Consider the following 20,636-nt stretch of genomic DNA (forward strand, 5'->3'; position numbering starts at 1 on the left):
CTCCAGCGTCCGGCATTTGTTGTGTCCGAGTCGCCTGGGATTTGCGATGGTGCCACAATGGTTTGTCGATTTCGACTGCCATTGGAACTTTAACCTTGACCCCGTGAATCCATCGAGACTGTCTGATGAAAAACGTGTTAATCGCTTTTGCGGCGATGGTTCTGTTGTCCGTTGGCCTCAATCCGAACGGGGCATTTTCACAAGTCAATGAATTGGAAACCAAGAAGGTGACGCCGTTGTTGGATCGCGAGCTGTTTTTTGGCAATCCGCAGATCGCCGGCGGGAAACTGAGTCCGGACGGAAAGTTCATTTCGTTCATGAAGCCCTATCAAGGCATCATGAATGTTTGGGTCAAGCCGTTTGCCGAACCTTTTGACAAGGCTCGGCCGCTGACCGATAGCAAACGACCGCTGTACGGTTACACGTGGACCGAGGATGGGAAGTACATCCTGTTTGTGAAAGATTCCGGCGGCGACGAAAACATGAATCTTTTTGCCGTGGACCCGAATGCCGAGCCAGAAAGCGGGAAAGAAACCCCGGCGGCGCGCAATCTGACTCCGATGGAAGAGGTCACGGCGCGGATCGTGCATGCCAGCCAGAACAACCCGGATCTTTTGTGGGTGGGGTTGAACGACCGTGACAAGGCGTGGCACGACCTTTATCGGTTGGAGATTTCCAGCGGAAACCTAACGCCGGTCTATCAGAATACCGACCGTATCACGGGTTATGAGTTCGATTGGGATGACAACCTTCGTTTGCTCAGCCGGACCGATCCGGCGGGCAACACCACGTTGTTACGAAAAGACGGCGAAGACCTGGTGCCGATCTATGAAACCACCGTTACCGAAAACGCGGGAGTGACCGGATGGGATGCGAAGAACGAAAACTTTTATCTGGTCACCAACAAAGGTGAATTGGATTTAATGACATTGTTTCGGATGAATCCCGAAACGCAAGAATTGGAGTTGTTGGAAAGTGATCCCCAGAATCGAGTCGATTTCGGTGGTTTGCAAATGGACCGCAACACTCGCGAAATCATCTCGACGTCCTACACCGAGGACAAGACGCGGTACTACTGGCGTGATAAGACTTGGGAAGCCAATTATCAGTTTTTGCAGCAGCGGTTTCCCGGACGCGAGATCGCATTCCAAAGTTCAACCAATGACTATCGCAAGTTTCTGATCGCCGTTCATGGTGACCGTTATGCGGCAGAAGCATGGTATTTCGATGCTGAAAGTCGTGAATTGATTCATCAATACACGCCTCGTCCCGAGTTGAAGGAGGTCGAGGAGTTTCTGGCACCCATGACGTCGATTCGCTACCCAAGCAGCGATGGATTGGAGATTCCTGGCTATCTGACCGTGCCCGTGGGGGCGGAGCCAAAAAACTTGCCGGTCGTTGTTCTGGTCCATGGTGGACCGAAGGGGCCACGTGACCGTTGGGGATACAACGCGCAAGTTCAGTTTCTGGCCAACCGAGGCTATGCGGTCTTGCAGCCGAACTTTCGCGCCAGCGGCGGCTATGGCAAGAAGTTTTTGAATGCGGGCGATTTACAGTGGGGCAAACTGATGCAGGACGACATCACGTGGGGCGTGAAGTATTTGATCGAACAAGGGATTGCCGATAAAAGCCGCGTTGCCATCATGGGCGGCAGTTACGGCGGATACGCGACGCTGGCCGGCCTGGCCTTTACGCCCGATCTGTATGCGTGTGGTGTCGATATCGTCGGCCCCAGCAACATCTTCACGCTGTTGGATTCGATCCCGCCGTACTGGGAAGCTGGGCGAGCCTTTTTGTATGGCATGGTCGGGGATCCGGCCACCGAAGAAGGCAAGGAGCGAATCCGCGAAGCAAGCCCGCTGTTTAGTGCCGACAAGATCTCACGACCTTTGTTGATCGTTCAAGGTGCCAATGACCCGCGAGTCAAACAGGCCGAAGCGGATCAAATCGTGATCGCCTTGCGGGACCATGGTCACGCGGTCAGCTATCTGTTGGCCGATGATGAGGGACACGGTTTTGCCAAGCCCGTCAACCGGATGGCCATGTATGCCGAGGTTGAAGCCTTTTTGGCCGACCAGATCGGCGGTCGCTATCAAGAAACGATGCCGGAAGATGTGGCCAGCCGCTTGGAAGAATTGCGGGTTGATGTGAGCGAGGTTACTTATCAACCGGACGAAGAATCGGACCAGTGATGTTTCGGTCGGTGCATCCAGCCCACCGGAAGGTTTGCGGTACAACGGTCGGCGTCAGTCGCCGGCCGGACGCAGGCAACCCAAAAGCTTGGCTTCGAAGTCATCCCAGCCGGGAGTCTTTCGATCCAGGATGATTTCCAGCCGACTGTCACGGCGATAGGCCGACGTCGCATAACTGGTGCCGTCTTTTGCACGGTTGATGGTCCACCAGTCGTCGTCACACCGGAAGACGCCTTTCAGTCGCACGATGGGATGAACGTATCCGAGCAAGTCCAGCAGCTCGTCACGATCGAAGATGTCATCGACGTGAAAGATCCATCCGCACGCGTCGTAGTCGGCATCACTATTTTGAAACCGGACGGGGCGTCCCGGTGCCGGTTGGGGTGGGGCTGCTTCCTTGTCGGTGTGGTCGTGGTTGTGATGATGGGGATCGGAAACCGGATGAAGCTCGGTGGCCGACGTGCTGTCATCCTCGGGTGACCGATGGGCGTCGGCAAACATCGGGAAATACAGGGTGTCGAATTGTCGGTCCAGCAGTTCTGAATCGATTTCGCCGAAACTGGTTTCCAAGATCAACTGCTTTGGCGGACGAAAGCTTTCGATCCACGTGCGACAGCGATCGATCAATTCGCGGTCTCGGCTGTCGGTCCAGTTCAAGATGACAATGTCCGCCAGTTGCACTTGATCCTGAAAAACTGCGGTTTCCCGCCATCGAACATCATCGAAGTCTTTGGGATCGATCAAACAGATGATGTTTCGAAGATCGATCGCGGTGGCGAAGTTGGGGCTGCGTAAGATGTCGATCACATTGGCCGGATGGCTGACGCCGGATGGTTCCAAGATCAAACGATCGGGCTTGGTCCGGCGGATGAATTGTGCAAGCAATGGCTTGAAGACCAACGCCAGGGTGCAACAGGCACAACCGCCGCCCAATTCTTCCACTGCGACGCCGTCCAGGCTGGAATTGACCAGCGCGTGATCGATCGAAACCTTTCCAAATTCGTTGATCAGGATCGACCAGCGCTGGCCCGCCGGCCGCTTGTCGACCAGCTTCGCAATGGCCGTTGTTTTCCCGGAACCAAGAAACCCGATGATCACATTGGTGGGGATTCGGTTGAATTGTTTTGCCGGCACGGCAGACCGTCTCTCGATCAATTGTCTGGCGAATGGGTGGGGCCATCGGTTTGCCGCAGGATCTGTCCCTCCAACAGGTCGATTGCCACCGGAAAGCTTTCTGTAAGCACGGGTTCGCCGCGATCGAACAGCACATAAGTTGGGCAAATCGTTCCGCCCAGCGCTGCCACGGTTTGAACGTTGGCATTGAAATCAACGCGGACCACATCGACGCGTCCTTCCAACGATTCTCGCAGACGCACCACATCACCTTTGGTTTGTGCACACCGTGGGCAATTGTAATCGACACCGAATTCAACCAGAACGGGTTGCATGCTGTCACGCACGTATTGTTCCAAGCGACTTCCACTGACGACCGGCAGGTCAAGATCGCCGGAGTTTTCTGTTGCCGCCGTTGGGTGCGGGCGATTGCATCCGGCCATCAGCAGGCAACCGCATGCAATCAGCAAGACAAGTTTCTTTGATACAAATCTTGTGTGAACCATTGATTGATTCAAGAGAGCTTGGTGGACTAGGTCATTGGCCCCGTTGTTTCGATCAACACAACGAGAACCAGAAGCACTTCTGTTCGGCATGTGGTTCAAGCAAGTTGTCTTTCCGGCGCCCAGAAAACCGGACAGCACGGTGACGGGCAATTTACGCGTATGGCTCATGCGTTCTCTGATGGTTGCGGGGGCAATATTTCGGGGCGATCTACCCTAGGCCGCAAAGGCGTCGAAGTTTCCGGCGACTTGGATGGAAAGCGCACGCCATGCCGAAGCCATGGTTTCGGCGGCAATGACGCGTCGTTTGCCGTTGTCCCATGCCGCAAGCGTCCGCCGCCGGTATTCGATTCCTAAGCGATCCGCGATGTCCACTTCATAGCCGCGAATCCAATCGATCAGCTGCAAGGTCAGCATGACGCAACTGTGGCGTTGAGATGCGTTTGGGCGGCGCAGTGTCGGTAAATCATCATCTGACCAAGGCGGGCAGCGGAGCGTCGCCTGATCTGTGTACTTGGGCCGAAACTCGTAGCGCGGCAAGAACACGCCGCCCCATCGATCGTCACCGAAAAACACGCCGAAGCCGCGCAGCACGACACGGCGATGGTTTGGCAGTTCCAGCGTGTAGACGCTCGAGCAGTCTTTGCGGCTGGCGGGCGGCTTGGCTCGGTTGAAACCCAGCTCCAACAACCAATTGCCTTCACGACGCAAGACGTCCTGTCCCCAGCACCAAATCTGTTGGCTCAGCAAGTCCACCGCCCGTTCCAGCGGTTGCGACCTCTGATGCCTGCGATCGGACGTTTTTTGACGACCAATCTTGATCCTGCGGATCAGCCTGTGGGCGTTCTTCGGGCCAACATGGCTCCATGAAAACAGCGTCCGATTCTGATGGTGGAAGATCACAGCAGCAACCGTCCGCCCCAAGCCAAAATGAGTGCAAACAGGGTTGCAAAGGCGGCCTGACGAGCGAGCAATTTGACCGTGGGCTTCCAACCGGTTTCACGTCCGATCGTCATAGCAGTGACCAAGCAGGGCAGCAAAACGCCGGCCAGGTATACCGCGGTCAATGCTTGAGCAGCCGTCATCGGGAACGACAATCCGTCATCCGCGGCTAGCAAGAAAATGCCGTCTTTGCGAACCGACGCCAAAACCACGGGCAATGCCGCCTGGGATGGAAGGTCAAACAATCTCATTACCGGGCTCAGGATCCGAGACGCCAAATCCAATGCACCGACATGAGCCAGCAGCGATGCGATGATGCAAATCACAGCGAAGACCGGCATCGCTTGATACAAAAACTGTCGAACCGTTCCGGATGCTTCACGCCACAACGCGGGTAGCGTCGGCCATTGCATGAACGGTCGGCTAGGCGTCATCAAAACATTCAAAGAATTTCGTGATTGTGGGCTCGATGTCAGACGCAGATAAACAAGCGTTGTCAGCAAAAGGTAGGTCAGAAGCACACCAGTCAGCAGCGTGGCTGAGGTCCCCGTCGCGACCGCAGCACCCGACAAAACGGCCAAGGTTGCCGGCAATTGGTAACTGCACGCCGATCCGAATGCGATCGCCGAAACCGCGGAGCCACGCGAACAACTGGAGCACGAACGGGTGCTGATTACCGCCGGCACGTTGCAACCCAGACCCATCATGACCCGGACGACGTCTCGGCCGCTTAAGCCGAATGGTCGCATCAGCGGATGAATCGCGACATTGATGCGTTCGATTAAGCCGCTCGCTTTATAGGCACCCAAGATCAATGCGAACATCAAGACCGTCGGGAAAGCCCAAACCAAAAGAAAGGGGCCCATGTTCAACAGGCCATAGCCGAATTCACCTTGTTGTGCCGTCAGCACGACCCGAGCCCAGTTGGGCCAAGTTGTATTGACCGCGGCGATGACGGGTTCGAACCAGCTTGCGATGATCGGGTGCAGTAAATCAGCAGCCGCATTGGCGATGTAGATCGTCGCCAGTGCCGGCAGAAACAAGAACAGCAGGGCGATCAGTGGACCAGCAATCCGGTGCTCCATCCATCCGGGCTTGGGCTCGATTCGCCATCCCGCACGCGCGGTGAGTGATGCCTTTTCCAGCCTGGGTGGATCACGCAACGCTTCGATGATTCGTTGCCGGTCGCGGTCCGTTAGCTCTCGTGCATCGACGGGCACGAAACCAAGGCCGGCGTCGGCCGACAGTCGTTCGATCGCTTCCAGAGCTGCTTCGCCGGGCTGAACCTTGTCCCAATAGGTCACAACGATGGCAAGACGTTTCCCAACCAACAGGGGCAACAGATCGCTCAAGTCTTGGTCTAGACAGGTTGCCTGGGCCACCAACAGCACCACTTCCTGTTGGTCGAGTGCGTCCAGCGCCAGTCGTGTCGTCTGGGTGTCGGAGTTCCGCAGGATCCCCGGCGTGTCAATGAATTCGGTGTTCCCCGAACGATAGCGATCCGCCCTGACGGTCGATCCGCGAAAGTTCGTTTCGCCGGCCGAGCGTCCGGTCAGCGAGGAAATCAGTTGTGACTTTCCAACGCTCTCTTTACCGACAACCAGGATGGTGTGCGTGTCGCGTTCGTCATCGGTCTGCTTTGGAGTGCGAACCGCTTCGCCTAACATGAAACGCATTCCTCGCCACAGCACGACAGGTCATCCAGGTACATGCCCCACTTGCGATAGGATTCCAGTTCCTCCGCGGGCAAGCCCAGGGAAGTCGCAATGGCCTTGGCAACGACCGCGAAGCGCTGACGGTATTTGTAAATGAAACAGAAAACGTGGTTGTCGTGACGGACCGCGGGACCACACAGGAACAACCCCGGGGTCAGCGTCGATTCGTCGTTCTCGTTCAGCTCGGGAAAGCCGTCATCGCGTTGCTTGAAAAGGTCAGCGACCAATTGGTGACTGCCTTCGAACCCGCCGGCAAGCAACGGCGGTGTGGACGTCGGAAACCAGCGGCCGTCCAGTGCTTTGACTTCAAAGCCGTCGTCGTATTTCTTGACCGAGGCGATGGGCGTGTGCGGAAAGAGTTCGACGAATTGTTCGAACCAATCTTCACGCATCCGTTCCAGCGAATACGTCGACAGCGCGATGCTGGGGTCGGAGCTCTCGTCTTTCCACGGACACGCTTTGTCGAACAGCCGAACACGTTTGTCACAGCAAGCGAGGTGATAGGCCGCGTCGACACCACTTTCGTAGCCACCGATGACGATGAAGTCGTCGCCGTCCAATTCCTCATAACTGGGGATGGTTGCCGTGTGTCGACAGAATTCGCTGCCCGGGAAACCGTTCAGCCGAGGGTATTGAAATTCACCCGCGGCCCAAATGACGTGCTTCGCGCGAAGCGTTTCGGTGGGCGTGTCCACGCGAAAGTCTTCGCCGACTTTGGTGACTCGCAAGACATCAGTTTGCTCGCGAACGGGAAGCTCGAAAAACTGTGCGACACCACGCAGGTGTGACGCGTACTCTTCGCCGGTCGGGTGTTCCACTTCCAAACTGAAAGCGGGCGAAACGCCGACCGCGATCGAATTCAGGTCCAGCATACCGATCGAATTGGTCGGAAACGACGGCGTGATGAATCGAGTCTCCGCCGGCCAAGCGGCAAACGAGGCACCGACTGTACCGCGTTCAAGCACGGCAAAGTTTTTCACCCCGGCGTGCATCAGTGCGACAGCGACGCCGATACCGGCCGCCCCGCCACCGACGACCACCACATCCAATGTGTGTTGCCCGGCATCGTGTGTTTGAGCGACGGCTTTGATCATGCGGTCACCGCTGCGGTTTCGTCTTCGCAGCAACCGCACGAGCAGCCGAATCGTCGATTCAACAAATGCGCCGAGACCAAGACGATACCGCCCAGCGGCGTCATCCAGGGAACCAACGTGGCAACCAGTTGGCTTGACGATGATGGAGGCGTTTGTTCGGCGGTGTCGCTTTCAGCTGTGGAGCTTTCGTCCGCAGCGCAGTGTGGACAGCAAGCTTCAGTGCAATCGTCTGACGAAACGACGGCGTTGACCCCGGACGCCGGATCCGTCGGGGCCACCGTCGATGCGGTTGTCGCTCCTTCGCACGCCGCACAGCAATCGCCGGCGAATCCGAATGCGGCGACCGAAATCATCACCAAGCCGACGCTGCCGATCACCACCGGCGTCAAGCGGCCGTGTTTCCGCAAGCCCGGAACGAACGCGGTCAATGCAATCGCGAAACAACCGACGGCCATCCATTGGTGGAACGCTTCATCGGCCAGGAAGCTAAGTCCTAGTGCGGGCAGGTAGGCGATCACAAACGGCATCGCGGCACAGTGAATCGCGCACCCCACCGACGCAACCATTCCGGCCCAGTCGCTCCAACCGGACCACCCGGATTTCGCAACCGGTTCGGCCCCACCGGCGGGCGCCGGATCAATCACAAACAACTCACTGCTCACCGCCACGTCTCCAAGGATTCTTCTTCGTCGGTCTGTAACTCGATCTGCGGAAACGGGTCGTCGTACTCGGCCCAGGCTTCGGGGCCCTGGGCGAACTCGTCGTCGCCAAGCAGGCATTCGTCCAGGGCCTCGATGATGCGATTCTTGTCCATCGCATGGCCGATAAAGACCAGTTCTTGATGGCGGTCCCCGTAGGTGCCGACGATCTTCGACTTGATTTCCGCAATGATTTCTTCTTCTTCCGGCCACTCATCGGCTGGTGCCGCGGCCCACCAATACCCGGCGGGATCCATGCGGATCGAACAGCCGGCATGAGACCAGTCGTACGCCCAGTCGTTTCGGGACGCGATCCACATCAAGCCTTTGCTTCGCAGGACGCCGTCCAGCGGTTGACCCGATCCGAATCCTTCGTTCATCGCTGTGGACAGACGCTGGGGATGGAATGGTCGGTCGCGTCGATAGACGAAATGGCTGATGCCGTATTCTTCGGTTTCGGTCTGTTCTTGTCCTCGAGGAACTTCCAGCCAGCCGGGCGAAGATTCCGCTTCGCTAAGTTCAAAGCGCCCCGTCCCCATCACTTCTTCCAGCGGGACACGACTCTCGCGGGAACGCAGGATTTTCGCGTTCGGGTTCAATCGGCGAATGACTTGTTCCAATTGTTCGACGTCATAGGCCGACAGCAGATCGATCTTGTTGATGATGATGACGTTGGCAAACTCGATCTGGTCGACCAACAAGTCGACAATGTTTCGCTGGTCGTCTTCGCTGACCCCGAGACGCCGGTCGGACAGGTCATCCCAAGATCCAAAGTCTTTGAAGAAGTTGCCGGCATCGACCACGGTCACCATCGTGTCCAATTCTGCAACGCTGGACAGGCTGTTGCCGTCTTCGTCTTCAAAGGTGAAGGTCTCGGCCACGGGCATGGGTTCACTGATGCCGGTCGATTCGATCAACAAGTAATCGAACCGGCCTTCCCGAGCCAACCGAGACACCTCGATCAACAAGTCCTCTCGCAGCGTGCAGCAAATGCAGCCGTTGCTCATTTCCACCAACTGCTCGTCGGTTCGCGACAAGTCGGCCCCGCCATCGCGAACGAGCGCCGCGTCGATGTTGACTTCGCTCATGTCATTGACAATCACGGCCACTCGCATCCCCTTGCGGTTGGCCAATACATGATTCAACAGCGTCGTCTTTCCGGCACCCAAGAATCCCGACAAGACGGTCACGGGTAAACGTTTCGACGCATCGCTCATCGGCTTTCCTCGCTGGACATCGGAAGGGTGTTTAAACTTGCCCGCAGTACGACGCTTGCCTGCGAAGACGTTGCGTGGTCGACCAAGCGGATGGCCGGTTGCCGCAGGCCATCGAGCGCCACCGGGACACCCAGGTCTTTCAAGTCGACCAACCGAACGCCCTGGACCTGCAGGCGTTCGCAGTACATCCGAGCGGTCGGGTTAAGCCGGCGACTGTGGTACACCAGAAAGCTGGCGTCGCGCATCGACCAGGCCCGCTTGGCGATCGTCCGGCAGGACTCTTCCGTTTCACCGAATAGTGTCGGGATCGGTGCGCCCGCCCAGTGGTGCGCCAGCGCCTCGGCCACAAACGTGTCGACCGCAACGACCTGCGGCGCCGGACGTTGCGGCGGAACGCTTTGGCCCCGAGCGACGGCGCCCCAATGAAACATGGTCACCAAGGCGACCGTACAAACCATCGCACTGAACCACATGAATGAAGCTCCCTGGAGTCGATTGAATCAGACTGGCAAAAGCGTAGCAAATGCAACTCAGTTGCAAAAGAGGCTTTTGGAAGATTTCTCACGCGGTGGTTCACCGCCCCGGGCTGGCGGCGACCCGGTGGAACTGGGGTGAGTGCTGGTTTTCGTGTGAAGCCAAGCGTTCCGACGTCCCGTGTGGTCTACGATGCCGGCATCGATTTCAGTTTTTCGATTTGGTCGGAAATCTGTTTGGAGATGTCGTCGATTTCGACGTCGTCGCCGCCGTGCAGGGTCCCGTCGAGCTCCCCGAAGGCGTCCATTAGGGCTTCGGTGGCGTTATTGATCGCGTCTTTTTGCTCGCTTGTTAGGTCCGCCTTCTGGGCGAGTCCCGGCAGGCATTCGATCGCGTGTCCGATTTCGTGCAGCTCGTGGTGGGCGTCTTCCGCGTCGCCACTTTCGAACGCGGTGATGATCGTTTCGCCCATCTCTTGGATGTGTTCGACCGCTTCGCCGAGCGATTCCGGCTGATCGTGACCATCGTGATCGTGACCATCGTGATCGTGACCATCGTGATCGTGACCATCGTGATCGTGACCATCGTGATCGTGGCCATCGTGATCGTCGTGCCCCGAACTGTGCGTGGCTGCATCTCCGCTGGAGGTGTCGGTTGGCCCGCAGCCCGCAAACGCAACGACGATCAGCAGGGTCAGCAGCGAACAGGCAATCTTCATGGTCGTCTCCAGAATCAGTTTGTTTGGTGGAAATGCACCGTGGAGTCAGGGCCAGTGGTCTGCGATGCCGAAAGCCGTCGCGACAACTGCTGCCCGGGCCTCGAAGTTCTCTCGCAGGATTTTGTACCGGCGGACTGTTTTGCGACAAGATATCACGTGCAAAGAGGTTGCAAAAGCATCTGGTTGGCGATAACCTGGGGTTTCGTTTTGCATGGGATCCATGCCTTGGGTGGGCGACCGTTGATGGACTTTCAAGTGCACCGTGGGTTTCCCCGCCACCGTTGCAATCGTTGATCGACGTCGGGGGGCAGGGCGCCAGATCGGAATACGTGAAAACACAGGCACGCTGTGGCGATCGCAGGCCCCTGCTGTTTCTGTAGGCACCTGGCTGTTTCCACCATGTTGCCCGCCGGACGTTTCTTCGGTGCATTCGGCGTGCTGCGTGTGCGGTGACGCCCGACACGCGATGTGTCTTCGTGATGGTGAAGCGATATGGGTACTTCTTCTGCAAAGGCCAAGTCGATTCAGGACGACATTCGCGCAGCGGGCTTGCGTGCGACGCCGTCCAGGGTGGCGACGCTTCGAATGTTGCGTCAGGCGATCTTTCCGATGACGCACGCCGATGTTGCGGATGAGTTGGACGAGGCCGGCTTCGACAGGGCGACGATCTTTCGAAACCTAATCGACCTAACCGACGTCGGTCTGCTGCGCCGTACAGAATTGGGGGATCACGTCTATCGATTCGAAAGAGTGCGTCCCGGAGAAACGGCAACGGATTCGCATCCCCATTTCCTGTGCACCGCTTGCGGAACCGTTTCCTGTTTGGCGAACTTGCAATTGACCACAAGCAGTCTGCGTGAAAGTGACAAGGTGGGCGAGGTTGCCGAGATCCTGCTGCGTGGAATTTGCAACGATTGCAAGTGATGCATTCGGCGCAGTTACAGTGTTCACGCCGTTGTTGCGTTCACCCAAAAGGATGATTTGATGCCGATTTATGTCTATGAGACCCTTGCCGCAAGCGAGCAGGAAAAGCCGTTGCGTTTCGAAATCATGCAGTCGATGGCTGATGAACCGTTGACCCGGCATCCTGAAACGGGCCAACCCGTTCGCCGCGTCATTTCGGGCGGGTACTCTTTGCCGGTTTCATCCAAGAAAGGCGGTTGCTGTTCATCCGGTTGCTCGTGCGGCTGAACTCTATCGGGATTCAACCGCGTCGTCAGATTCGTCGGGTGGGGGAACCGGCAGCGTTGCCAGTCCGGAATAGAACATCATTGATTCTTCCGCGGCACGCACGGCATCAGGATCGAGTCGTCGAAGTCGATCCAACTTGGTCGCCGCAGCGGGCAAGGGACACGCTTTTAAGTATTGAACCACCTTGGGTTTGATAAAGCTGGATTCATCCGTCGTGGATTCGAACAATTCGGCGACGCGATCGATCGCCGACCAGTCTTCCCATCGGGCCAGATCGGGAATCACAAGATCGGATAAATCCGGCTGTTGCAGCACGATTCGCAGTGACTGCGCCAGCCGATCACGCCGCAGGACCGACAGGTCGGTGCCGTGAACACGTATCGCGCTGATGGCGGCAAAGGCTTCGGAGTAATCGACGTCTGGGTTCGCCAAGTAGTCTTTTTCGATTTCAACCAAAGCGGATTCGCCGCCAAGTGTGATCAGGCAGGCGATGGCCGCATCCATGCCCGGGTCAAACGTCGGATCGCTGGCACGGACGCGAAGTAGTTCGTCAAACAGGCGAGCGTCGTCCGCTGTTCCGCAGTGTCCGAGCAGTGTCCAAAACAAACGGCGACGATGCCGCGAAATGGAAGTGTCGCGAAGCTGTTGCAGGACCCAGGTGCGATCAAGCTTTGCCTTCAATGACGCGATGTCCTTCATCGAAGCTTCGGCGAATTCGTTATAGGCGTCGTCGGAAACGAGTTCGTTGTCGTGACGCAGGTAACGTAGGAAGTGCTCCAAACGCTGGGGCCCTTCATCCGCCAGACTCTCTAGCTCGCGAAGGTAGGGCACTGCGCTGGTCGAGATCGCCGTCGGGGCAACCCAGTCGATCGAATCTTGGCCGTAACCCAACAGCCAGAACGTTCCTTTGGCCGAGATCTTCTCGATGGTGTCGACTTCGACCGATTTGTCTTTCAGGCTCGGTTCGCCCTTGATGACCTCGTCGATATGCAGACGGCACACATAGAATCCATCGGGCTGTTCGGTCACCGATTCGCAACGGGCGATCACCGCAGCGGAAGCTCCTTTCAGGTCATCGCTGATCGTTGGTGCGAGCGCGGAGCAAAACGGACAGGCCTGAACCGATGCGACTGGGCAGGTACAGATGATCGCCAGTAGCAGAATGAGCGCGAATTCACACCATCGTCTGCTTCTGCGGATATACCGGCTGATCGAGGATCGCGTTGTCGCCGTAAATGGGATGGTCATTCTTAGGGAAAACAATGTTCAGCCCGGCATCGTCATGAAGGTGTGGTTGTCCACACGCAAGCTAGCGAATCTGGGCCATCGCGGGCAATGTGAATGCGACGCCTGGGTTTCGGCGCGTTCGCCCAACAACAGGTGGTTTGATGGTGTCTGATCGTGTCGGGTATGGGACGTCCAGCTTGGTTAGACTGTTTCGCATCATTCTTGCCGAGGTGCTTTGCAATCCGTGAACCATGGATTCGATCGACTCGGATCTTTTTCGATTCCCTTTCGCCACTGGAGCGGAAACGTGTCATTGCGACAATCGATCGGTTTCGCCGGATTCCAAGGTGATTCGTGGTCTGTGCCGATCGGTCGATCATCGCGGAACGGCTCGATCGGTATCGCGGTCGTCATGCTGGTCTTTCTCTTTGCCGGTCCGAACCTTCGTGCGGACGATCTCTTGGACCGAGCACAGTCGCACTTCGGCATCGTGCCGGCGCCGGATGCGACGTTGGTTTCGTCCGCAAAAGTCGAACTTGGCCGCGCGTTGTTTTGGGACACGCAAATTTCGATGGGCGGACAAGTCTCCTGTGGCAGTTGTCACTTGCCCGAAAGCGGCGGTGCCGATCCGCGACGTTTTTCGAAGCGAGCCAAGGGGGACCTGACCAAGCGGAACTCGCAGACGGTGTTCAACGCGGCGTATCAAGATGAACTTCGCTGGCTTGCCGATCGGCCGTCGCTGCAGGTCCAAGCCAGCGGGTCGTTGACCGGATCACTGGGGCATGACGACGAAGAATCAGCCGAAGCACGATTGGTCGAACTTGGATATGCGACGCAGCTGAAGAACGTGTTTGGCGATGGCGACGATGCTTCGCTGACCGATCAGTTCGGACGAGCCGTTGCGGCGTATGAAAAAACACTGACCACCCCGGCAGATTTTGATCGCTATCTATCGGGTGATGAAAACGCGTTGAAGACGACACCACGCAAAGGTTTGACGCTGTTCATGGATATCGGATGTGTGGATTGTCATTCCGGGCTTCTGTTGGGAGGTCGACAGATGGCGGTGTTTGGTGTGTTCGGCGACTACTGGACGGCAACCGGATCAACGAAAGTCGACGAAGGCCTGTATGCGAAAACCAAACAGCCAGAAGACCGGTATCGTTTTCGTGTTCCGATGTTGCGGAACATCACGGCCACTGCGCCGTACTTTCATGACGGATCGGTCGACGACCTGTCGCAAGCGGTTCGGGTGATGGCCAAAGTCCAGTTGGACCGAACATTGACGAATTCGGAATGCGATGCGATCGTCCAGTTTCTGAATTCTTTGACGGGGGAGGTTCCCCGGAACTTTTCACCACCGGGTGGTGAATGATTGGGAAGCGTAAGGTGCGGTCGGCGATGTCGGATGATCGAAAAGGCTCGGATGCCGTGCTGTTGTGGATTCTGCGTGCGTCGGCGTTTTTATGTCTGGCCGGCTGGACATGGGTGCATCTGTATTGGGAAGGACCCTATGGCGTCTTGTTGTGGCAGGACGCCACCTATGACCTGGCCAGTCGATTTGGGATCGACTGGGATCAGTTTGTCGGAAGCGGTGCGGATGATGGTTGGGTTCAACGTTGGCTGGGACGAATCGGCTGGATCTATCTTGCGGTAACGCCGCTCACTCTGACCGCCGGGCGACGGTCTTACGTTCAGTGGGGGGGACTGGCTGTCGCTAGTGTGATGCTGCTGATCTTGAGTTATGCCAAGTATGTCGCATCGCAGTACCAGCTGCCCATGTTGGTCGAACACGGTGGCCAAATTCTTTCGCCGGTTTTATTGGCAACGGCGCTTGCGTTGGGAGTGCGACACCGGGTGACGGTGGCCATGGCGATGCTTGCTGTGGTGACGACCTTTGCCGGCCACGGGAGCTATGCCGTCGGATGGTGGCCGACCCCCGGAAACTTCTATGCTATGATCACGCTGGTTTTTGGCGTGGAATACGAATCGGCGACGGCACTACTGCATCTAGCCGGGGTGCTTGATTTTGTCGTCTGTTTTGCCGTGTTTGTTCCACCTGTACGCCGGCTTGCGGTCGGCTACGCTGTCCTATGGGGATTCCTAACCTCACTGGCACGCCCCGTTGCCGGGATGTCGTGGGATCTGAACTACTGGGGCGCCGACCAGTATGTTCACGATGCCGTTTTGCGGGCACCGCACTTTTTGATACCGCTGTATCTGTTCGTACTTTGGAAACGGCGCGATTCCGTGGACGAACGTGACGTCGAGGAAAATGTATGAAGCCGCTGATTCCGTTTTCGTTGCTTGTTCTTATGACGCTTGCCGGGAACACGGTCCAGGCACAGCAGAATTCGAATCGGCGAAATCGCATCGATTTGAGTATCCCCCAAGTTGCTGAAAAAGATGCGATCTGTTTTGCCTTGTACACCGTCAGCGACCAGACGCTGAAGCTGACCGCCCAGCTTTATCCACTATCGGACGACCAACCCAAGACCGTTCGTTTGGAGATCCAGAAGGACAATCAATGGGTGGAAGTGGATCGTGCCGATGTGATTCTGCCCGGATGGACCGCCACGATGCGGGTCGACGATTGGGACGACACCCAAGATGCAAACTATCGGGTGCTGCACGGAACCAAGGCCAAGTACGAAGGCAAGATTCGAAAGAATCCCGTCGACGAAGATGAGATTGTGATCGCGGCTTTTACGGGCAACTCCATTGCACCGGCGCACGGCGGCGACATTTCACGTCAAGATTTGATCGACAACGTCAATCGAATCGACGCGGATCTGTTGTTCTTTTCCGGCGACCAAGTCTATGACCACAACCGGCACTTGGCCGCTTGGCTGAAATTCGGACGAGATTTCGGCCAGATCATCAAAGACCGACCGACCGTGACGTTGCCCGATGACCATGACGTGGGCCAGCCGAATTTGTGGGGCGAAAGCGGAAAGATCTCCACGCTCAGCGGTGCATCCGATGGCGGCTATGCGAAGCCGGCCGTTTACGTCAAGGAAGTCGAACGGGCACAGACCAGCCATCTGCCGGATCCGGTTGATCCGAAACCGATTGGGCAAGGCATCGGCGTCTATTTCACCAACTTGAACTGGGGCAACGTCGACTTTGCCATCTTGGAAGATCGGAAGTTCAAAACGGGACCCGCCGGACGTGTGCCGAAGCAAGGTCCGCGCCCCGATCATATTCGAAACCCTGATTACGATCCGGCCAGCGTTGATGTTGACGGTGCGGTCCTGTTGGGCCAGCGACAACTGAACTTTCTTGACCGTTGGTCGAAAGATTGGCGAAACGCTGACATGAAGGTCGCATTGTCGCAAACCATTTTTTGTGGCGGCGCCCACATTCACGGATCGGCCAGCGGTCGGTTGCATGCGGACATGGATTCCAATGGCTGGCCGCAAACGGGACGCAATCGTGCGTTGGACGCCTTGCGCAAAGCGTTTGCGTTTCATCTGGCGGGCGACCAACACTTGGCGACCATCTTTCACCATGGAATCGACGAACACCGCGACGCGGTTTGGTCGTTCTGTGTCCCGTCGATCGCCAATCTCTATCTTCGCTGGTGGGATCCGCTGACGCCCGGTGCCAATCGCGAACCCGGAACGCCGGATTACACCGGAGACCAAGAAGACGGCTTTGCCAACAAGGTGACCAACTATGCGGCGGCCAATCCGGACAAGAAACCCGCTGGAAACTTGCTAAACACACGTGCGGCAGGGTTCGGCGTGGTGCGGCTGAATACCAAGACGCGAATGATCACCATGGAATGCTGGCCGCGCAACGTCGACATCACGTCGTCCGACGCCCAGCAGTATCCGGGGTGGCCGCGAACCATTTCCCAGTTCGACAACTACAACCCTCCATCCTGGGAGCCCCGGCGTACGCTGCTGTTCGATGTTGCCGATCCCATCGTGCAGTTATCCGACGCCGATACCAACGAAGTGCTGTACACCGTCCGTGCCGTCGGCAAATCGTTCACGCCGCATGCCCCCAAGGGCAAACGTTTCATCGTGAAGGCGGGCCAGGATGTGCTCGATACGCTGGCGACGCCGAACCTTGAAACCGAAGGCGATCCCATTCAGGTTTCCCTGAAGAAGTGATTTCAAAACGCCATCCGAGGATCGAAAGTGCCGCCCGCATTTTCATTCGGAGTACAGCGGTGAATCCGAACCGGTGCTGCCGGGCAGCGGTTCGGCATTGGTTTTCGGGATCCATCGCGAAAGGTTTTCGACGGCCGCTTGATAAGCCTTGGGGACCTGGCCGTCGGCGATCAGGTTTTGCCATTCGTTGGGATCCACGCGGTGATCGTACAACTCGCGGCTGCCGTCGGCGTAAACGGTGTATCGAAGATGTTCGCCGCGAATCGAATGGTTGTTCGGGCCGAACGTGCAGATGGCAGGTCGATCCCAGGTGGCATCGGGGTTCTGTAGCAACGGCCGCAAACTGATGCCTTCCAAGCCATCGACCATCGGCAGTCCGCACATTTCCAGCAGCGTTGGGTAGACATCGATCAGTCCAACCGGTCGGCCGCAGCGGCGATCACGGCAGGTGTCTGGTCCGGTGATGATCAGCGGGACTCGTGTCGTTTCTTCCCACAGACTTCGCTTGGCCCAGCGTAGTTTTTCGCCCAGGTGGAACCCGTGGTCGCTCCAAAGCACCACGATGGTATTGTCGGCGGCGCCACTGGCGTCAAGGGAATCGACCAGCATGCCCACCAAGGAATCAACGAAACTGTTCGCCGCCAGGTACGACTGGACCGCGATTTTCCACTGGTCATTTTCGACCATCCAACGATGTCGCGGCGCGGTCGGGTTCAACGTCAACTGCTTTGCAATTTCGGGTAGGTCATCAACGTCGCTGTTCGTTGTTGCGGGCAATCGGACTTCATCAATCGGGTACAGATCGAACCATTTTTTGGACGCATAAACGGGAACGTGAGGAAGATGGAATCCAACGGCCAGTAAGAACCGTTGATCGCGATCGGCCAGTTCACCCAATTGCCGGGCGGCCCAAGCCGCGGTCTGGTAATCCCGCTGTTGTTCGTCGGGGACATCGACTTGGCCCCAGTCCCACAGCGGATGGGAACCCGGCACGGTGTAGTTCAGCTTCTGGTCGCCACGCCGCCATCCTTTCGTCCGTTCGATGTGGTCGAACGATGCGGGGTCTGCTTTCCCATGAAAAATCTTGCCCCGCGTGGTGACGTAAAACCCATGCCTTCGAAACGTCTGAAACATGGTTGTTTCGTCTCGTGTCGGTGCCACGGAACGAAAGTTCGGCCCCAGGAAGTACATCCCGGTGGTCGAAGGCCGCTTTCCCAAAAACATGCTGACGCGGGAAGGATTACAGATCGGTGCTTGGCAATGGGCGTTGGTAAAGGTGACGCCGCGTGCGGCCAACGCATCGATGTGTGGTGTTTGGGCCTGCGGATGCCCTTCGTAGCAGCCCAGCCAATCGTTCAGATCATCGATCGCGATGAACAAGATGTTGGGTTTTTCCGAAGCGTCCAGCGTGCCGAAGTTGCATCCGACAAAGGTGACCGCAAACAAAAGCCAGCGCATGTTGAAGATTCCTGGGGGTATTCCGTGTGACGCCGCCACCGCTAGACGGCCGTTCGCCAAGGTGCGTCGATTCGGCGCAGAAACGCATTGTATCCCTTGCGGCGACACCACCTGAGATTCGCCAACCAGGACCTGCGGGTGGGGCAGCGGTCTGTTGTCGCGTATGGACCTGCGTCAGGGTCAATCCATGGCGATTCTTGTTACGATTGCTTTCGGTCTTGTTCGTTCGAATTTGCACGAAGAACCGACTGTCGGCGGGTTGCAAAGCGTCGTTCGTCAATCACGACACCACCTCATGGTTTGTTCCCCTGCTCCTTCAGATGCGACGGCGCGTCAACGATGCCAACATTCAACCCGAAGCACATCCAGAAAATATAGACACCGAAGGTTCATTCGAATGAGATCCGCATTGATCGTCTTGGCGATCGCAGCAATGTTTCAATCTGCGTCGGCCCAACGTCCGCCGAACATCATCTTCATCATGTCCGATGATCATGCGGCGCATGCGATTGGTGCGTATGGCGGACGGTTGTCGGAACTGAATCCGACGCCAAATCTGGACCGTTTGGCCGACCGTGGCATCCGGTTTGAAAACGTGTTTTGTAACAACTCGATCTGCACGCCCAGTCGCGCGTCGATCATCACCGGTCAATATCCGCAAACCAATGGCGTTTTGGATCTGGATATCCCTCTGGATCCCGAAAAACAGTACTTGCCGCAAGAGCTACGACGTCTCGGCTACAGCACCGCCGTGATCGGGAAATGGCATTTGCATACCGAACCGGTCGTCTTTGATTACTACAAAGTGCTGCCCGGACAGGGGAAATATTTCGACCCCGATTTTCATGAAAAGGGCAAAGGCCCTTGGCCCTACAACCGGGTCAGCAGCAATGGCCATTCCACCGATGTGATCACCGACGTGGCGATCGAGTACATCGACAGTCTGGATAAGTCCAAGCCATTCTTTCTGATGCATCACTACAAGGCGCCACACGATATGTTCGAATATGCGCCTCGATACGAAGAATATCTGGCCGCGACGGAGATTCCGGAGCCGTCCAGTTTGTACTATCAACCGAATTGGGGTTCGATCGGAACGCGAGGGAAGGATGACGCACTGGAAAGCTACATCGGGACGTCGATTTCCGATCGTCACCAGTACCGCAACTACAACGACATGTTATTGGAATCCAAGTTCGCGGGGCCCGAATCAGCACACCGTGGCTATCAAAAATACCTGAAAGCGTATCTGCGATGTGTCAAAGGCGTCGACGACAATCTGGGACGACTGTTCGATCACTTGAAATCTGTCGGTCTATGGGAAAACACCGTCATTATCTACACGGGCGACCAAGGCATGATGCTGGGTGAGCACGATCTGCAAGACAAACGGTGGATGTACGATGAATCGATGCGGATGCCTCTGATCATTCACTGCCCTCAGATGATCCGCGGCGGCACCGTGTCGGATCTGTTGATCAACAATACCGATTTTGCACCGACGATGATCGAATTAGCGGGCGGTCAATCGCCGGACTACATGCAAGGCCGAAGCTTTGTCAACACGCTGCGGGGCGGTGAAGAGTCGGGATGGCGGACCGGGACCTACTATCGATATTGGATGCACATTATCCACCACTATGTCCCCGCCCACTTTGGGATCCGTTCCAAAGATCACAAGCTGATCTTCTACTACGGAAAACACTATCTGCCTGAATCTGATTTCGGAAAGTACTACTGGGCCACTCAGTACCACGGAATCGCGGATGAAACGCCTGCGGCTTGGGAATTTTACGACCTGAAGAACGATCCCCATGAATTGGACAACCGGTACGATGATCCGGCATACCGAGAGGTCATCCAGGAACTGAAAGATGAATTGAGGAAACAGCGTGCGGAATTGAACGAAACGGATTCGGCGTACCCTGGGATTCAAGCGATCGTCGATCGCCACTGGGATGATTGAATCGGGC

General features: G+C 56.8%; 18 protein-coding genes and 1 pseudogene. 7 read left to right on the forward strand and 12 right to left on the reverse strand.

All coding sequences use genetic code 11. From position 1 onward, the window contains the following. Positions 1-125: 125 nt before the first annotated feature. Positions 126-2,192, forward strand: coding sequence for a S9 family peptidase (locus HFP54_RS09835; protein WP_168565003.1), 2,067 nt, complete (start codon positions 126-128; stop codon positions 2,190-2,192). Between the two features lie 54 nt (positions 2,193-2,246). On the opposite strand, the gene HFP54_RS09840 is transcribed toward HFP54_RS09835, so the two are convergent. The 10 genes and pseudogenes from HFP54_RS09840 to HFP54_RS09885 all read right to left on the reverse strand — a co-directional run bounded on the left by HFP54_RS09840 (position 2,247) and on the right by HFP54_RS09885 (position 10,666). Beyond that, positions 2,247-3,326, reverse strand: a complete 1,080-nt coding sequence (locus tag HFP54_RS09840; protein ID WP_315853869.1) for a CobW family GTP-binding protein — start codon at positions 3,324-3,326, stop codon at positions 2,247-2,249. A 17-nt stretch (positions 3,327-3,343) separates the two neighbouring features. Beyond that, on the reverse strand, positions 3,344-3,775 hold the full coding sequence (locus tag HFP54_RS09845; protein ID WP_168564764.1) for a thioredoxin family protein: 432 nt from the start codon (positions 3,773-3,775) through the stop codon (positions 3,344-3,346). A gap of 116 nt (positions 3,776-3,891) precedes the next feature. Next, positions 3,892-3,979 (reverse strand): annotated as a pseudogene (locus tag HFP54_RS26380) (GTP-binding protein); the annotation flags it as partial. Positions 3,980-4,024: 45 nt separating this feature from the next. Beyond that, positions 4,025-4,564: a hypothetical protein gene (locus HFP54_RS09855; RefSeq protein ID WP_168565004.1), complete on the reverse strand. Its 540-nt coding sequence runs from the start codon at positions 4,562-4,564 to the stop codon at positions 4,025-4,027. 143 nt (positions 4,565-4,707) lie between these two features. Further along, on the reverse strand, positions 4,708-6,426 hold the full coding sequence (locus HFP54_RS09860; RefSeq protein ID WP_206036125.1) for a nucleoside recognition domain-containing protein: 1,719 nt from the start codon (positions 6,424-6,426) through the stop codon (positions 4,708-4,710). Beyond that, positions 6,411-7,559, reverse strand: a complete 1,149-nt coding sequence (locus tag HFP54_RS09865; protein WP_168565005.1) for an NAD(P)/FAD-dependent oxidoreductase — start codon at positions 7,557-7,559, stop codon at positions 6,411-6,413. The genes HFP54_RS09860 and HFP54_RS09865 overlap by 16 nt, the downstream gene beginning before the upstream one ends. Continuing rightward, positions 7,556-8,221 (reverse strand): MerC family mercury resistance protein, encoded by a 666-nt coding sequence (locus HFP54_RS09870; protein ID WP_315853870.1) that lies wholly within the window; start codon positions 8,219-8,221, stop codon positions 7,556-7,558. Before HFP54_RS09870 ends, HFP54_RS09865 begins: the two co-directional genes overlap by 4 nt. After that, the gene (gene zigA / locus HFP54_RS09875) at positions 8,218-9,474 is read right to left on the reverse strand and encodes a zinc metallochaperone GTPase ZigA (protein WP_168565006.1); all 1,257 of its coding nucleotides are present in this window, start codon (positions 9,472-9,474) and stop codon (positions 8,218-8,220) included. The genes HFP54_RS09870 and zigA overlap by 4 nt, the downstream gene beginning before the upstream one ends. Beyond that, a complete protein-coding gene (locus HFP54_RS09880) occupies positions 9,471-9,947 on the reverse strand; it encodes a hypothetical protein (protein WP_168565007.1) in 477 nt (158 codons plus the stop codon). The genes zigA and HFP54_RS09880 overlap by 4 nt, the downstream gene beginning before the upstream one ends. A 188-nt stretch (positions 9,948-10,135) precedes the next feature. Further along, complete coding sequence (locus tag HFP54_RS09885) at positions 10,136-10,666, reverse strand: hypothetical protein (protein WP_168564765.1); 531 nt, start codon at positions 10,664-10,666, stop codon at positions 10,136-10,138. A 492-nt stretch (positions 10,667-11,158) separates the two neighbouring features. On the opposite strand from HFP54_RS09885, the gene HFP54_RS09890 reads away from it, so the two are divergent. Both HFP54_RS09890 and HFP54_RS09895 read left to right on the forward strand, forming a co-directional pair. Further along, the gene (locus tag HFP54_RS09890) at positions 11,159-11,590 is read left to right on the forward strand and encodes a Fur family transcriptional regulator (protein ID WP_168565008.1); all 432 of its coding nucleotides are present in this window, start codon (positions 11,159-11,161) and stop codon (positions 11,588-11,590) included. 60 nt (positions 11,591-11,650) lie between these two features. Further along, positions 11,651-11,857 (forward strand): FmdB family zinc ribbon protein, encoded by a 207-nt coding sequence (locus HFP54_RS09895; RefSeq protein WP_168565009.1) that lies wholly within the window; start codon positions 11,651-11,653, stop codon positions 11,855-11,857. 3 nt (positions 11,858-11,860) lie between these two features. Here HFP54_RS09895 and HFP54_RS09900 read toward each other — a convergent pair whose 3' ends face one another. Then, positions 11,861-12,907, reverse strand: coding sequence for a hypothetical protein (locus HFP54_RS09900; protein WP_168565010.1), 1,047 nt, complete (start codon positions 12,905-12,907; stop codon positions 11,861-11,863). 484 nt (positions 12,908-13,391) lie between these two features. Between HFP54_RS09900 and HFP54_RS09905 the strand changes: the two genes are divergently transcribed. Genes HFP54_RS09905 through HFP54_RS09915 form a run of 3 tightly spaced genes read left to right on the forward strand, consistent with a single transcriptional unit; the run spans position 13,392 to position 17,205 of the window. Further along, the gene (locus HFP54_RS09905) at positions 13,392-14,459 is read left to right on the forward strand and encodes a cytochrome-c peroxidase (protein ID WP_168565011.1); all 1,068 of its coding nucleotides are present in this window, start codon (positions 13,392-13,394) and stop codon (positions 14,457-14,459) included. Between the two features lie 26 nt (positions 14,460-14,485). After that, positions 14,486-15,367, forward strand: coding sequence for a hypothetical protein (locus HFP54_RS09910; protein WP_168565012.1), 882 nt, complete (start codon positions 14,486-14,488; stop codon positions 15,365-15,367). Then, complete coding sequence (locus tag HFP54_RS09915) at positions 15,364-17,205, forward strand: alkaline phosphatase D family protein (protein ID WP_168565013.1); 1,842 nt, start codon at positions 15,364-15,366, stop codon at positions 17,203-17,205. Before HFP54_RS09910 ends, HFP54_RS09915 begins: the two co-directional genes overlap by 4 nt. Before the next feature lie 42 nt (positions 17,206-17,247). On the opposite strand, the gene HFP54_RS09920 is transcribed toward HFP54_RS09915, so the two are convergent. Further along, positions 17,248-18,663: a sulfatase gene (locus tag HFP54_RS09920; protein ID WP_168565014.1), complete on the reverse strand. Its 1,416-nt coding sequence runs from the start codon at positions 18,661-18,663 to the stop codon at positions 17,248-17,250. A 397-nt stretch (positions 18,664-19,060) separates the two neighbouring features. Between HFP54_RS09920 and HFP54_RS09925 the strand changes: the two genes are divergently transcribed. Beyond that, positions 19,061-20,629, forward strand: coding sequence for a sulfatase family protein (locus tag HFP54_RS09925; RefSeq protein ID WP_206036126.1), 1,569 nt, complete (start codon positions 19,061-19,063; stop codon positions 20,627-20,629). Positions 20,630-20,636 lie beyond the last annotated feature (7 nt).

Source organism: Crateriforma spongiae (assembly GCF_012290005.1).
Lineage (GTDB): Bacteria > Planctomycetota > Planctomycetia > Pirellulales > Pirellulaceae > Crateriforma > Crateriforma spongiae.